Below are 12,153 nucleotides of genomic sequence, written 5' to 3'. Positions count from 1 at the left end.
GGAATAGGCGTTCCGGTCAATATACGGGCGGTTTTGCGCTCGCCGTAGGCAGACTGGCGGTTTCAAGAGCACCTCTAAAGACAGGGCGTAGACAATACAAGGTGATGCGCAGCGCAGGTCTGGCGCGCAGTTTACACAGCGTGAAGATCAATGACTTATCGGTCACCACTGACGAACGGTCATCGCACTCCACTTCGTGAAATCACCCCGACACAAGCCGGCGTTTTTAGAGGTGCCCTTTTAGCCCGATGAGCATCAACCGCCAGGTTCGCCTAGGCGACTTTCTTTTCACCGGAGAGTAACGAGGAATCCATGAAGGTTCTTGTAGCTGTCAAACGCGTTGTGGATTACAACGTCAAGGTTCGCGTCAAGGCGGACAATTCCGGCGTAGACCTCGCCAACGTCAAGATGTCGATGAACCCGTTCTGCGAAATCGCAGTGGAAGAAGCCGTACGCCTGAAAGAGAAAGGTGTTGCGACTGAAATCGTCGTCGTCTCCATCGGCCCGACCACCGCTCAAGAGCAACTGCGCACTGCGTTGGCTCTGGGTGCTGACCGTGCCATCCTCGTCGAATCCGCTGAAGATCTGACCTCCCTCGCCGTGGCCAAGCTGCTCAAGGCCGTGGTTGACAAGGAACAGCCTCAACTGGTGATCCTGGGCAAACAGGCCATCGACAGCGACAACAACCAGACCGGCCAGATGCTCGCGGCACTGAGCGGCTACGGTCAGGGCACTTTCGCCTCGAAAGTCGAAGTCTCTGGCGACAGCGTTGCCGTGACCCGCGAAATCGACGGCGGCGCGCAGACCGTTTCCCTGAAACTGCCAGCGATCGTCACCACTGACCTGCGTTTGAACGAGCCGCGTTATGCGTCCCTGCCAAACATCATGAAAGCCAAGAAGAAGCCTCTCGAAGTGCTGACTCCGGACGCTTTGGGCGTTTCCACCGCCTCCACCAACAAGACTCTGAAAGTCGAAGCGCCGGCTGCACGCAGCGCGGGCATCAAGGTCAAGTCGGTGGCTGAACTGGTCGAGAAACTGAAAAACGAAGCGAAGGTAATCTGATCATGACTATCTTGGTAATCGCTGAACACGACAACAAAGTGCTGGCCCCGGCCACACTGAACACCGTGGCTGCCGCTGCCAAAATCGGTGGCGACATCCACGTATTGGTCGCAGGCCAAGGCGCTGGCGCCGTGGCTGAAGCCGTTGCGAAAATCGCAGGTGTGAGCAAAGTCCTGAACGCTGACAACGCCGCTTACGCACATCAGTTGCCGGAAAACGTTGCGCCACTGGTTGCAGAACTGGGCAAGGGTTACAGCCACATCCTGGCTGCTGCCACCTCCAACGGCAAAAACATCCTGCCGCGCGTTGCCGCTGCGCTGGACGTTGACCAGATCTCCGAGATCATCTCGGTAGAAAGCGCTGACACCTTCAAGCGTCCAATCTACGCCGGTAACGCCATCGCTACCGTACAGTCGACCGCTGCGATCAAAGTGATCACCGTGCGTGCTACCGGTTTCGATCCGGTGGCTGCTGAAGGTGGTTCTGCGGCTGTTGAAGCCGTTGCTGCCGCGCACAACGCCGGTACTTCCAGCTTCGTCAACGAAGAACTGGCCAAGTCCGATCGTCCGGAACTGACCGCTGCCAAGATCGTCGTTTCCGGCGGCCGCGGCATGCAGAACGGCGACAACTTCAAACACCTGTACGCCCTGGCCGACAAGCTGGGCGCTGCCGTCGGTGCTTCGCGCGCTGCGGTCGACGCAGGTTTCGTACCGAACGATATGCAGGTCGGTCAGACCGGCAAGATCGTTGCGCCACAGCTGTACATCGCCGTCGGTATTTCCGGCGCGATCCAGCACCTGGCCGGCATGAAAGACTCCAAAGTGATCGTTGCGATCAACAAGGACGAAGAAGCGCCGATCTTCCAGGTGGCCGATTATGGTCTCGTGGCGGATCTGTTCGAAGCGATACCCGAGCTGGAGAAGCTGGTCTAATCCGGCGGCTTCACTTATAAAGAGCCCGACCTTTTGGTCGGGTTTTTTTTGTCTCGGAATTGGATGGGAGCGTTTTGCCATGGAACTGCGCCGCAGCTTGCACTGCTCGCTATTGTTGGGATTGGCACTGTTGCCGGGGTTGGTCGCGGCCGCCGGCAAGTGCGAACGTCTCGTCGTCACCGGCAGCCCGGACGCGCCGCCGTACCTGTGGCAAGACCCGCAGAACCCCAAGCAATTGATGGGGGCCAGTGCTGATCTTTTGCAGCAAGTGGCCAAAGACCTGGGCATCAAAGTCCAATTGCTCTACGCCGGCAAGCGCTCGCAAGCCCTGGATGAAGTGCGCAGCGGGCGCATGGACATGCTCGCGGATGCTCCGCTGACCTTCAATGAGCTCGAAAACCTCGACTACATCTATCCGCCGCTGCTGGAAAACGACTATCTGGTGTGGACGCGCAAAGGCTCGACCTTGCTCTACAACGAAGCGCAGGACCTGCACGGACATACCGGAGGGTTGTCGGAAAAGTCTCGAATGACCGAGGCATTCGGTACTTTCGCCGAGCAGCAATTGACCCTGACCCGGACAGCAAACCTCACTCAGGCTTTTCAGAAATTGCTTCTGGGTGAAGTGGAATATGTACTCGCCGGTCGCTACTCGGGCATGGCAGCCGCACAGGCATTGGGCATGGCCAATGACCTGTTGGCCTTCGAGCAACCGATTGATCGACCGGGGCTGTTCCTCGCGGTTTCCCACAACTCGGCGTGCAACGATCCGTGGTTGCGCGGACAGTTGGCCAAAAAGATGACAGAATTGCCCGCGTCCGGACTGACGGAAGCTGTGCTGCAACGCAATATCGAGCGTTGGAAGGCGCAGCAGCAACAGCCGCAACAACCTGTCAGTACCCCAAAACAGTAGGGATTCTTAGTGAGTATTCGACCTCTTTTCGCGGCTGTGGCCGTTCTGGCCATGGCCGGTTGCGCGACCGATCCGGCACCCAATGAACAAATGCGTCTGACCGAGCAGGCCATCACTCAAGCCAAGGCTGTCGGTGCCACCGCTGATGACGTGCCGGAAATGAAACTGGCCGAAACCAAATACAACCGGGCAAAGGGCAACATGGCTGATGAGTCCTACCGGAACGCGCGCATGCGTGCCGAGCAGGCCGAACTGGATGCTCGCCTGGCGGAAGCCAAAGTGCTGACCCAAAAGAGTGAAGAACAGTTGAATGTGCTCAACACCCGCATCATCCGTCTGCGCAAGCAACTGGGAGATGCCCAATGAGCCTCAACTCCAGAGTTCTCGGCGGTTTCATTCTTGCCGGTTGCGCCAGTCTTTACGGCTGTGCGGGTCAACATAGCGAATCCGCTCTGCAAGGGGCCAGCGCCGACTTCCAGAAAGTGAAGGAAGATTCCAACGTGCTGCGCATCGCGCCGAAAGACGTGATCCGCGCCGGTGAATCGCTGGCCCGTGCCGATCGCCTGTCGACCTATTGGGGCAGCGGGTCGGATGTGGTGCATTACGCCTATCTCAGCCAGCGCTACAGTGAAATCGCCCGCGAGCACACCAATCAGGTGCTCAACGAGGAGCGTGCGTCCAAGCTCGAACTGGAGCGTCAGCGCCTGCAACTGGCCCTGCGCGAATCGAAACTGCTCAGCGTGCAGCAGCAGGGCAAGTGGCTTGAAGAACAAATAGTCGCGCTGGCGACCACGCAGACCGACCGTGGTCTGGTGATGACGCTCGGTGATGTGCTGTTCGACACTGGGGAAGCCGAGCTGAAAAACTCGGCCAACCGTGTTGTGTTGAAAATCGTCCAGTTCCTGCAACTCAACCCGAAACGCGTGGTGCGCATCGAGGGTTATGCCGACAGCACCGGTGGTAAGCAGGAAAACCTCAAACTGTCCCGCGACCGTGCGCAGTCCGTTGCCGATGTGCTGACGGATCTGGGCATCGACGAAAAACGCATTCAGGTCGAAGGTTACGGCGACGAATACCCTGTAGACGCCAACGCTTCCGAGCGTGGGCGGGCACAGAACCGTCGTGTGGAAATTGTTTTCTCCGACGAAACAGGCCAGCTCGGCGCCGCCCGCTGAGGGCGGCGTCACTGGAAAGCCCGGGCTGTCAGGCAGCACCGGGCTTTTTTACGTCTGTCGAATAGCTCGCAAATCAATACAGTTGTGGCAGACACTGCACTGTATGGTCGACTAGAGTGACAACTGTCCCAGTACACTTCTAAACTGTTCCGGTATTGTTTCACACAAGAATAAAATGCCCGTGAAATCGAGTGCTGCGTCATGACCAATCTCTTGCTCTACCAACGTATTGCTCAGCAACTGGCCGAAGACATCCGCCGTGGGGTCTATCAACCGGGGGAACGCGTGCCTTCGGTGCGCAAGATGAGTTCGCAACTCAACGTCAGCCATGCGACGGTGTTGCAGGCGTACGCCAATCTCGAAGATCAGGGGCTGATTCGCGCACGGCCACAGTCCGGATATTACGTGCACCAGACCCCGGCGCTGACGGCCCCGACGCCCGACATTGCCCGCGTCGAACGGCCAGGTCTGGTGACCCGCAGCAGCATCATTCAACAAGTTCTGGTCGAGTCCCGCCGTGAAGGCGTATTCCCGTTGGGTGCCGCGGTGCCCAGTGTCGATTACTTGCCGGTGCGCGCACTTCATCAGCAATTGGCCAAGGTCACCCGGTTCCACAGTCCACGGGCGTTCAGCTACATGTTCAGCCCTGGTTTCGAACCGCTGCGCCGGCAGGTAGCGATCCGTATGCGCGACGCCGGTGTGGTGGTCGATCCCTCTGAAGTGGTGATCACTCATGGGTGTGTCGATGCCTTGCAGATGTCGTTGCGGGTGCTGACACGGCCGGGCGATCTGATCGCCGCCGAGTCGCCGACTTACTACGGCCTGCTGCAATTGGCTGATCTGTTGGGTCTGAAAGTCATCGAAATTCCCAGCGACCCTGCCACTGGCATGAGCTTGGAGGCTCTGCAGTTGGCGGCCAACCAATGGTCGATCAAGGCGTTGGTGCTGACCACACGTCTGAGCAATCCATTGGGCGGCACCATGCCTGAAGAGCGGCAGAAACAACTGCTGCGTCTGGCTTCGGATTTCGATATCCAGATCGTCGAAGACGATATTTATGGCGAGTTGATGTTCGAACAGGGTCGCACCAAGGCGCTCAAGGCTTATGACCGACTGGATCGGGTGATTTACTGCTCGAGTTTCTCCAAGACCTTGTCGCCCGGTGTACGCATCGGTTGGATGATCGCTGGCAAGTATCAGCAGGAAATTCAGCGCTTGCAGACCTTCAGTACCCATTCGGCGTGCAGTGTCACGCAGATGGGGATTGCGGCTTATCTGGAGAATGGCGGTTATGACCGGCATTTACGGTACATCCGCCAGGAATACCGAAAAAATCTCAGTGCGTTTCAGTTGGCGGTGCAGCAGTACTTCCCCGAAGGTACGCAAATGAGCCGGCCCACGGGCGGTTTCATTCTGTGGGTGAGCCTGCCGGGCAGGGTCAATACTCAGGAATTGCATGTTCGTGCGCTGCAACAGGGCATCAGCATCGCCCCTGGGCTGATCTTCAGTAATACCGAGCAGTTCAACCACTGCATCCGCCTGAACTGTGGCACCCCGTGGAACCGCGAGGCGGAGAGGGCGTTGATGACGCTGGGACTTCTGGCGACCCAACTGTGTCAGGAAACGGCTGGCGGATTTTGAGCGAGTGGCGGGTCAAACTTGTCTTGTGACGTCCAACAAGCGAGCATATGGCCCTCTGCCGTTAGCGTCGTTGGGTCCATGAAAGCGTTTCTTCCTGCCATGTGGGTTTTGCTTTGTTTGCTGATGATCGGTCATGCACCTGGTGTCGTGGCGGCCGCAGCTTCAGAAAAACCAGCGGCTACGAGCGCAGCGAAAAAGCCGTCAGTGGCGAAAAAGGCACTGCCAGCCAAGCCTCCCCAGCAGAAAATCGTTAAAAAACGCGCGCCCATCGCCTCCAAGTCGAAACCCGCCAGAGAGGTGGCGAAAACCAAGCTGCCGCCGGCAACACTGGACTTGAGCTTGCCCAAGGAGATGGTCCAGGAATTGAAGCCGAAGGGAACCGTTTCGCTGCCGAAGCACGAGGGCATCCTGCCGCAGTTTTTTGGCGAGAAAACTAGCGGCTTCCAACTCAATGGCCGTTTACTCAGCAACGAAATGCAGTTGCAACTGCGTAACGAAGAGCGCCGGGATATTGATGGTGCGGCGCTGGATTTCGAATTCAAGCAGTAATTACAACCCGTCTGTGACCCGCAAAGCAGACGCTTTGTCGCAGACTGGTCAGTCATATTCACTTATCCGTAAAAACCCCGGTTCAGGGAATTTGAAACAGCCGTTTTAGCGGTTACTCTGTCCGCGTCCCTTTTACACATTGCCCGTCGCGAGGACTTGTTCGTCATGAAATGCCGTGAAGGCTGTGGCGCTTGCTGCATTGCCCCCTCCATCAGTTCGGCGATTCCCGGCATGCCTGATGGCAAACCTGCCGGCGAACGTTGCGTGCAACTCTCGGTCGAAAACCTGTGCAACATTTTCGGCCGTCCAGAGCGCCCGGCTGTCTGTTCCGGTTTCGCCGCCGATATCGAAGTCTGTGGCCGCAGCCAGGAAGAAGCGATCAAGTTGATCGGTTGGTGGGAGCAAATGACGGCGGCTTGATGTGTCAAACGAACGGAACTTCAACAATAAGGAATAAGACTATGGGTTCGCTGCATCGTATCGCTGTGTTGTGTGGTTTGACTGCCGTGCTGGTGACTTCGGTCGCGCAGGCTGAAGACTGGAAGGTCGCCAAGAACGAGGATGGCATCAAGGTTTCCCTGAGCGAAGTGCCGGGTTCGGACTACAAGTCCTATCAGGGCGTCGCTCTGATGAAGACCACCGTCGCCAAACTGCGTGCATTGCAGGAGGACGTTTCCGGCGCCTGTGCCTGGATTCACGAATGCAAGACCCAGAAACTGCTCAAGCACGAAGGTGATCAGAGCTGGACTTACACCCAGTTCAACACGCCTTGGCCGGTCACCCCGCGTGATTCGGTGCTGCACATCACGACCGTTGAAGGCGCCGACGGCAGCCTGACCCGTAACATGGAGGGTGTGCCGAAGTATGTTCCGGAGGAAAAAGGTTTTGTCCGGGTGGCTCAGGTCAAAGGCTTCTGGAAATTTGTGCCAAAAGGCGATCAGGTCGAAGTGACCTATCAAGTGCACACGGAGCCAGGCGGCAGCGTGCCGGCGATGGTTGCCAACAAGTTTGTCGTTGATGCTCCGTTCAAGACTCTGAAAGCCCTGAAAGAGCTCGCCGAGAAGTAAACACCACGGATTCAGCAAAACGCCCCGATTGATTCGGGGCGTTTTGTTTTATGGCTTTTATTGTGTTTCCAGATATGCGTTGAACGAAATTTTCACAAAGCGTCCAAGACAATTCTCCCGCGCTGTTTCCACGCTGTCCCTGTCTGCCGCCGCTTTAAATGAAAGTGTCTGGTGGCGGGGCACTAATCAATGGCAATGGTGCGGGTGATCGTGCAACATTTGCGCACCGCGCAAGCCCCGGGGTCTGGAATGACCAATAGAGGGCATGGCGCCGCTGTATTTTGCAACTTCAACTTCCAATGGGTCCTAAAACGACATGGCAATCCCGGACGCCCTGAATCAGCAGCGAGCTTCTACTCGTCTACTGCAACCGACCGTCAAATCGCATCTGGCCTACACGCTGCTTTGTGCACTGGTCATGATGGTGATGTTTTCCGTGCTGCGCCTCGCGCTGTTGGTCTACAACCGCGAAATGATCCTCGATACCCCGGTTTCGACGTTCCTTGAAGCTTTCGTCAATGGGTTGCGTTTCGACTTGCGCCTGGTGGTCTACGTTTGCGTTCCGCTGGTACTGGCGCTATTCAGTGCCCGGGCCATGGCGGCGCGCGGATTTTTCCGTCTGTGGCTGACCCTCGCATCGAGCATCGCCCTGTTCCTCGGTCTGATGGAGATGGACTTCTACCGTGAGTTCCACCAGCGCCTTAACGGTCTGGTGTTCCAATACGTGAAAGAAGACCCGAAAACCGTGATGAGCATGCTCTGGTACGGTTTTCCGGTGGTTCGCTATCTGCTGGCGTGGGTTGTCGGCACCGTGATCCTGACGCTGGCGTTCAAAGGCGCCGACCGAGCCACGCGCCCGCGCGGGCCTTTCAGTGGTGGCAGTGTCAGCACGCGTCAGGTCGCGCCGTGGTATACGCGCCTTGCGGTGTTCGTGGTCTGTCTGCTGATTTGCGTGGTGGCCGCCCGTGGCACTCTGCGTCAGGGCCCGCCGCTGCGTTGGGGGGACGTCTACACCACCAATTCGAACTTCGCCAACCAGCTCGGCCTCAACGGCACGCTGTCGCTGATCGCGGCGGCGAAGGATCGGATGGGCGAGGATCGCAACAACATCTGGAAAGCCACGCTGCCACAAGAGCAAGCGCAGAACGTCGTGCGTGAGATGCTGGTCATGCCGGACGACAAACTGGTCGATGCCGATATCGCTGCGGTGCGCCGTGACTACACGCCGCCAGCGGACAAGACCCTGCCGATCAAAAACGTTGTCGTGATCCTGATGGAAAGCATGGCCGGTCACTCGGTCGGCGCGTTGGGGGCTCCGGGCAACATCACGCCATACCTCGACAAACTGTCGAAGGAAGGTCTGCTGTTCGATCGCTTCTTCTCCAACGGCACGCACACCCATCAGGGCATGTTTGCCACCATGGCCTGCTTCCCGAACCTGCCAGGTTTCGAATACTTGATGCAGACCCCGGAAGGCAGCCACAAACTGTCCGGCCTGCCGCAGTTGCTCAGTGCGCGTAAATTTGACGATGTTTACGTTTATAACGGCGACTTCGCCTGGGACAACCAGTCAGGATTCTTCAGCAACCAGGGCATGACCAACTTCGTTGGCCGTAACGACTTCGTCAACCCGGTGTTCTCCGATCCGACGTGGGGCGTGTCCGACCAGGACATGTTTGACCGTGGTCTGCAGGAACTCAAGGCCCGCGAAAACGGCAAGCCGTTCTACGCATTGCTGCAAACCCTGTCCAACCACACGCCTTACGCCTTGCCGACGCCGTTGCCGGTTGAGCGCGTCACCGATCGTGGCTCGCTGAACGAGCATTTGACCGCCATGCGTTACTCCGACTGGGCGCTGGGCCAGTTCTTCGAGAAAGCGCGCAAAGAGCCGTACTTCAAAGAAACCCTGTTTGTTATTGTCGGCGACCACGGTTTCGGTAACGAGCGTCAGATCACCGAAATGGACTTGGGCCGCTTCTACGTACCGATGCTGATGATCGCCCCGGGCATTCAGGAGAAGTTCGGTACGCGTGACCACACCGTGGGTACGCAGATCGACATCGTGCCGACCATCATGGGGCGTCTGGGTGGCGAAGTGCGCCATCAGTGCTGGGGCCGTGACTTGCTCAACCTGCCGGAAGGCGACACCGGTTTTGGTGTGATCAAACCGTCGGGCAGCGAGCAGACCACCGCCATCGTCACGGCTGACCAGGTTCTGGTGCTGCCGAAAGAGAAAGAAATGGCGCCGAAAATCTATCAGTACCATTTGGGTGCCAACCCGAGTGGGGAGATCATTCCGGATGCTCCGCGCACTGCTGAGTTGAAACTCAAACTCGAGGCGTTCTTGCAAACGGCGACCAAGAGTCTGATTGAAAACACCGCCGGTGTGGTCAGCGGCAAACCAGACTGATGCCCGCGCAATAAAATGCCACGCAACAAAAAAGAGGCCCTGAAAAGGGCCTCTTTTTTTACGCTTGAATCGTTATATCCGACCGAGTAACAACAGCACGACCAGCACGACCAGCACCACGCCGATAATGCCCGATGGACCGTAACCCCAACTTCTGGAGTGCGGGAAGACCGGCAGGCCACCGATCAGCAACAGGACCAGGATAATGATAAGAATTGTGCCCATGTCGATTTCCTTGTAGATAACGTTCGAGAAGTCTTGGTATTCAGGTCGACTGGAGACTCAGTAATTCCAGGCGGCTTATAAATTCCGACTGGTGCAAATGAAAGAAGATTCAATGTTTTTTTAATGTATTTGGATCGCTCGCTTATTTCTTTTTCCCCTTCCGAAAGTTCAGAACTTAGTCCCTCCCAACGAATCAAACGCGCCACGGTTTTTTCCTACCATTCAGCAATCTGATGGAGCGAGGCTGACGGCACATCCTTCGCTACACTGCGCGAATCTTCCCCGGAACAACAAGGCTGTCTGCTATGCAAAATCGCATGATGATCACTGGCGCGGGCTCGGGTTTAGGTCGCGAAATCGCGCTGCGCTGGGCGCGTGAAGGCTGGCAACTGGCCTTGTCCGATGTCAGTGAACCCGGCCTGCAAGAAACCTTGAAACAGGTGCGCGAGGCCGGCGGCGACGGTTTTATTCAACGCTGCGATGTACGTGATTACAGCCAGCTCACCGCGTTTGCTCAGGCGTGCGAAGAGAAACTCGGCGGCATCGACATCATCGTCAACAACGCCGGTGTGGCCTCGGGAGGGTTCTTCAGCGAATTGTCGCTGGAGGACTGGGATTGGCAGATCGCAATCAACCTGATGGGCGTGGTCAAGGGCTGCAAGGCGTTTCTGCCGTTGCTTGAGCAAAGCAAGGGCAAAATCATCAACATCGCCTCCATGGCGGCGTTGATGCAAGGCCCGGCCATGAGCAACTACAACGTGGCCAAGGCTGGCGTGGTGGCGTTGTCGGAAAGCCTGTTGATTGAACTGGCGCAACAGGAAGTCGGTGTGCATGTCGTCTGCCCGTCATTCTTCCAGACCAACTTGCTTGATTCCTTCCGTGGGCCTACCCCAGCGATGAAAGCGCAGGTTGGAAAGTTGCTGGAAAGTTCGCCGATCAGCGCAGCGGACATTGCTGACTACATCTATCAGCAAGTGGCCGCAGGCGAGTTCATGATCCTGCCTCACGAACAGGGCCGTATGGCCTGGGCGATCAAGCAGAAGAACCCGCAACTGCTCTACAACGAAATGACCACCATGGCCGACAAAATGCGCGCCAAGACCAAGCAGAACAACGCTTGAAACTTGCTTGAAGGGGGGATGCGTCGTTAGGGTGGCGGCAATGGTCATCCTGTCGAGACGCGTCAATGCTCAATTACTTGTGGTTCTTCCTCGCGGCGCTGTTTGAAATCGCCGGTTGTTTCGCCTTCTTCATGTGGCTGCGTCAAGGCAAAAGCGCTCTGTGGGTGATCCCGGCGCTGCTCAGTCTGACGCTGTTCGCCCTGTTGTTGACCCGTGTCGAAGCGGCCTATGCCGGTCGCGCCTATGCCGCTTATGGCGGGATCTACATTGTGGCTTCGATTGGTTGGCTGGCAGTGGTGGAGCGGGTTCGTCCACTGGGTTCGGACTGGATTGGTGTGGCGTTGTGTGTGATCGGTGCGAGCGTGATTCTATTCGGGCCGCGCTTTTGTGCCGCTTGAACTGATGGTTTTGTGGGACGTATCTGACAGTCCTGCGCTGGAGGGGGTGTAGGGCAAGACTGATTTGCCGACCATGCATTGTGGGGCGCACGCAAGCCGCGCATCTTCAGCGTTCGCTAACCCTGAAGGACGAATCTCATGCTTGTACTCAGCCGTGTCGTTGGTGAGTTGATCTCAATCGGTGACGATATTTCCCTGCGCGTTCTGTCAGTGAACGGTTCCAGTGTGCGCTTTGGCGTCGAGGCGCCTCAGAACGTCAATGTGCATCGCGCGGAGGTCTACGAACGGATCCAGCGTCAGCAGGCCAGGCAAAAGGCCCGCTAAGGGCTTCAGTCGAACAGGTGCTTGGGCACGTCGTGCTTGAGCATCAACTGGCACTGCTCGCTTTCCGGATCGAAGACGATCAGCGCCTGGCCTTTGGTCAGCGCCTGACGCACACGCAGCACACGGGTTTCCAGCGGCGTGTCGTCGCCGTTGTCGGTACCGTCGCGGGTGACGAAATCCTCGATCAGGCGAGTGAGGGTGTCGACTTCAAGAGCGTCGTAGGGGATGAGCATGGGCACCTCGGCTAAATCAATGTCGGGATGCTACGGCGATTGATGTTTGGCTGCCAGTTTTGTGTTGCCTGTGCCGGCCCTTCGCGAGCAAGTCCGCCCCCAC

General features: G+C 57.4%; 15 protein-coding genes. 13 read left to right on the top strand and 2 right to left on the bottom strand.

Features of this window, described 5'->3' with window-relative positions; genetic code table 11:
* Nucleotides 1-312 precede the first annotated feature (312 nt).
* The 10 genes from K5E40_RS00975 to K5E40_RS00930 all read left to right on the top strand — a co-directional run bounded on the left by K5E40_RS00975 (nt 313) and on the right by K5E40_RS00930 (nt 9,749).
* Nucleotides 313-1,062, top strand: a complete 750-nt coding sequence (locus K5E40_RS00975) for an electron transfer flavoprotein subunit beta/FixA family protein (protein ID WP_007908338.1) — start codon at nt 313-315, stop codon at nt 1,060-1,062.
* Nucleotides 1,063-1,064: 2 nt separating this feature from the next.
* Complete coding sequence (locus K5E40_RS00970; RefSeq protein ID WP_221729298.1) at nt 1,065-1,994, top strand: electron transfer flavoprotein subunit alpha/FixB family protein; 930 nt, start codon at nt 1,065-1,067, stop codon at nt 1,992-1,994.
* A gap of 79 nt (nt 1,995-2,073) precedes the next feature.
* Nucleotides 2,074-2,907: an ABC transporter substrate-binding protein gene (locus K5E40_RS00965; protein WP_221729297.1), complete on the top strand. Its 834-nt coding sequence runs from the start codon at nt 2,074-2,076 to the stop codon at nt 2,905-2,907.
* A 9-nt stretch (nt 2,908-2,916) separates the two neighbouring features.
* Nucleotides 2,917-3,273 (top strand): DUF4398 domain-containing protein, encoded by a 357-nt coding sequence (locus K5E40_RS00960; RefSeq protein ID WP_221729296.1) that lies wholly within the window; start codon nt 2,917-2,919, stop codon nt 3,271-3,273.
* Nucleotides 3,270-4,082, top strand: a complete 813-nt coding sequence (locus tag K5E40_RS00955; protein WP_221729295.1) for an OmpA family protein — start codon at nt 3,270-3,272, stop codon at nt 4,080-4,082. The genes K5E40_RS00960 and K5E40_RS00955 overlap by 4 nt, the downstream gene beginning before the upstream one ends.
* A gap of 201 nt (nt 4,083-4,283) precedes the next feature.
* Nucleotides 4,284-5,723, top strand: a complete 1,440-nt coding sequence (locus tag K5E40_RS00950) for a PLP-dependent aminotransferase family protein (RefSeq protein ID WP_221729294.1) — start codon at nt 4,284-4,286, stop codon at nt 5,721-5,723.
* A gap of 78 nt (nt 5,724-5,801) precedes the next feature.
* Entirely contained in the window at nt 5,802-6,272 is a 471-nt protein-coding gene (locus K5E40_RS00945; RefSeq protein WP_221729293.1) for a translation initiation factor 2, read from the top strand.
* Nucleotides 6,273-6,437: 165 nt separating this feature from the next.
* On the top strand, nt 6,438-6,692 hold the full coding sequence (locus tag K5E40_RS00940; RefSeq protein WP_221729292.1) for a YkgJ family cysteine cluster protein: 255 nt from the start codon (nt 6,438-6,440) through the stop codon (nt 6,690-6,692).
* Between the two features lie 41 nt (nt 6,693-6,733).
* Entirely contained in the window at nt 6,734-7,339 is a 606-nt protein-coding gene (locus K5E40_RS00935) for an START domain-containing protein (protein ID WP_221729291.1), read from the top strand.
* 316 nt (nt 7,340-7,655) lie between these two features.
* Nucleotides 7,656-9,749 (top strand): LTA synthase family protein, encoded by a 2,094-nt coding sequence (locus tag K5E40_RS00930; protein WP_221729290.1) that lies wholly within the window; start codon nt 7,656-7,658, stop codon nt 9,747-9,749.
* Nucleotides 9,750-9,821: 72 nt separating this feature from the next.
* Here K5E40_RS00930 and K5E40_RS00925 read toward each other — a convergent pair whose 3' ends face one another.
* Nucleotides 9,822-9,980 carry a DUF3309 family protein gene (locus K5E40_RS00925; RefSeq protein ID WP_221729422.1) on the bottom strand — a complete coding sequence of 53 codons (159 nt, stop codon included), beginning with the start codon at nt 9,978-9,980 and terminating at the stop codon, nt 9,822-9,824.
* A gap of 299 nt (nt 9,981-10,279) precedes the next feature.
* Between K5E40_RS00925 and K5E40_RS00920 the strand changes: the two genes are divergently transcribed.
* The 3 genes from K5E40_RS00920 (at nt 10,280) to csrA (ending at nt 11,817) form a co-directional block, all read left to right on the top strand.
* The gene (locus tag K5E40_RS00920) at nt 10,280-11,095 is read left to right on the top strand and encodes an SDR family oxidoreductase (protein WP_221729289.1); all 816 of its coding nucleotides are present in this window, start codon (nt 10,280-10,282) and stop codon (nt 11,093-11,095) included.
* Between the two features lie 65 nt (nt 11,096-11,160).
* On the top strand, nt 11,161-11,493 hold the full coding sequence (locus K5E40_RS00915; RefSeq protein WP_221729288.1) for a YnfA family protein: 333 nt from the start codon (nt 11,161-11,163) through the stop codon (nt 11,491-11,493).
* 138 nt (nt 11,494-11,631) lie between these two features.
* On the top strand, nt 11,632-11,817 hold the full coding sequence (csrA, locus tag K5E40_RS00910; RefSeq protein WP_221729287.1) for a carbon storage regulator CsrA: 186 nt from the start codon (nt 11,632-11,634) through the stop codon (nt 11,815-11,817).
* A 5-nt stretch (nt 11,818-11,822) separates the two neighbouring features.
* Here the strand turns inward: csrA and K5E40_RS00905 are convergent, their stop codons facing one another.
* Nucleotides 11,823-12,050 carry a YheU family protein gene (locus tag K5E40_RS00905; protein ID WP_003192759.1) on the bottom strand — a complete coding sequence of 76 codons (228 nt, stop codon included), beginning with the start codon at nt 12,048-12,050 and terminating at the stop codon, nt 11,823-11,825.
* Nucleotides 12,051-12,153 lie beyond the last annotated feature (103 nt).

Source organism: Pseudomonas baetica, from assembly GCF_019733355.1.
Lineage (GTDB): Bacteria > Pseudomonadota > Gammaproteobacteria > Pseudomonadales > Pseudomonadaceae > Aquipseudomonas > Aquipseudomonas baetica_A.
This window is presented reverse-complemented; position numbering and strand designations above follow the sequence as displayed.

What these genes read in the sequence shown, in the direction of transcription:
- K5E40_RS00950 (WP_221729294.1), top strand. Translation starts at nt 4,284, where the DNA reads ATGACCAATCTCTTGCTCTACCAACGTATTGCTCAGCAACTGGCCGAA.
- csrA (WP_221729287.1), top strand. Translation starts at nt 11,632, where the DNA reads ATGCTTGTACTCAGCCGTGTCGTTGGTGAGTTGATCTCAATCGGTGAC.
- K5E40_RS00970 (WP_221729298.1), top strand. Translation starts at nt 1,065, where the DNA reads ATGACTATCTTGGTAATCGCTGAACACGACAACAAAGTGCTGGCCCCG.
- K5E40_RS00920 (WP_221729289.1), top strand. Translation starts at nt 10,280, where the DNA reads ATGCAAAATCGCATGATGATCACTGGCGCGGGCTCGGGTTTAGGTCGC.
- K5E40_RS00945 (WP_221729293.1), top strand. Translation starts at nt 5,802, where the DNA reads ATGAAAGCGTTTCTTCCTGCCATGTGGGTTTTGCTTTGTTTGCTGATG.
- K5E40_RS00955 (WP_221729295.1), top strand. Translation starts at nt 3,270, where the DNA reads ATGAGCCTCAACTCCAGAGTTCTCGGCGGTTTCATTCTTGCCGGTTGC.
- K5E40_RS00905 (WP_003192759.1), bottom strand. Translation starts at nt 12,050, where the DNA reads ATGCTCATCCCCTACGACGCTCTTGAAGTCGACACCCTCACTCGCCTG.
- K5E40_RS00935 (WP_221729291.1), top strand. Translation starts at nt 6,734, where the DNA reads ATGGGTTCGCTGCATCGTATCGCTGTGTTGTGTGGTTTGACTGCCGTG.
- K5E40_RS00940 (WP_221729292.1), top strand. Translation starts at nt 6,438, where the DNA reads ATGAAATGCCGTGAAGGCTGTGGCGCTTGCTGCATTGCCCCCTCCATC.
- K5E40_RS00975 (WP_007908338.1), top strand. Translation starts at nt 313, where the DNA reads ATGAAGGTTCTTGTAGCTGTCAAACGCGTTGTGGATTACAACGTCAAG.
- K5E40_RS00915 (WP_221729288.1), top strand. Translation starts at nt 11,161, where the DNA reads ATGCTCAATTACTTGTGGTTCTTCCTCGCGGCGCTGTTTGAAATCGCC.
- K5E40_RS00965 (WP_221729297.1), top strand. Translation starts at nt 2,074, where the DNA reads ATGGAACTGCGCCGCAGCTTGCACTGCTCGCTATTGTTGGGATTGGCA.
- K5E40_RS00930 (WP_221729290.1), top strand. Translation starts at nt 7,656, where the DNA reads ATGGCAATCCCGGACGCCCTGAATCAGCAGCGAGCTTCTACTCGTCTA.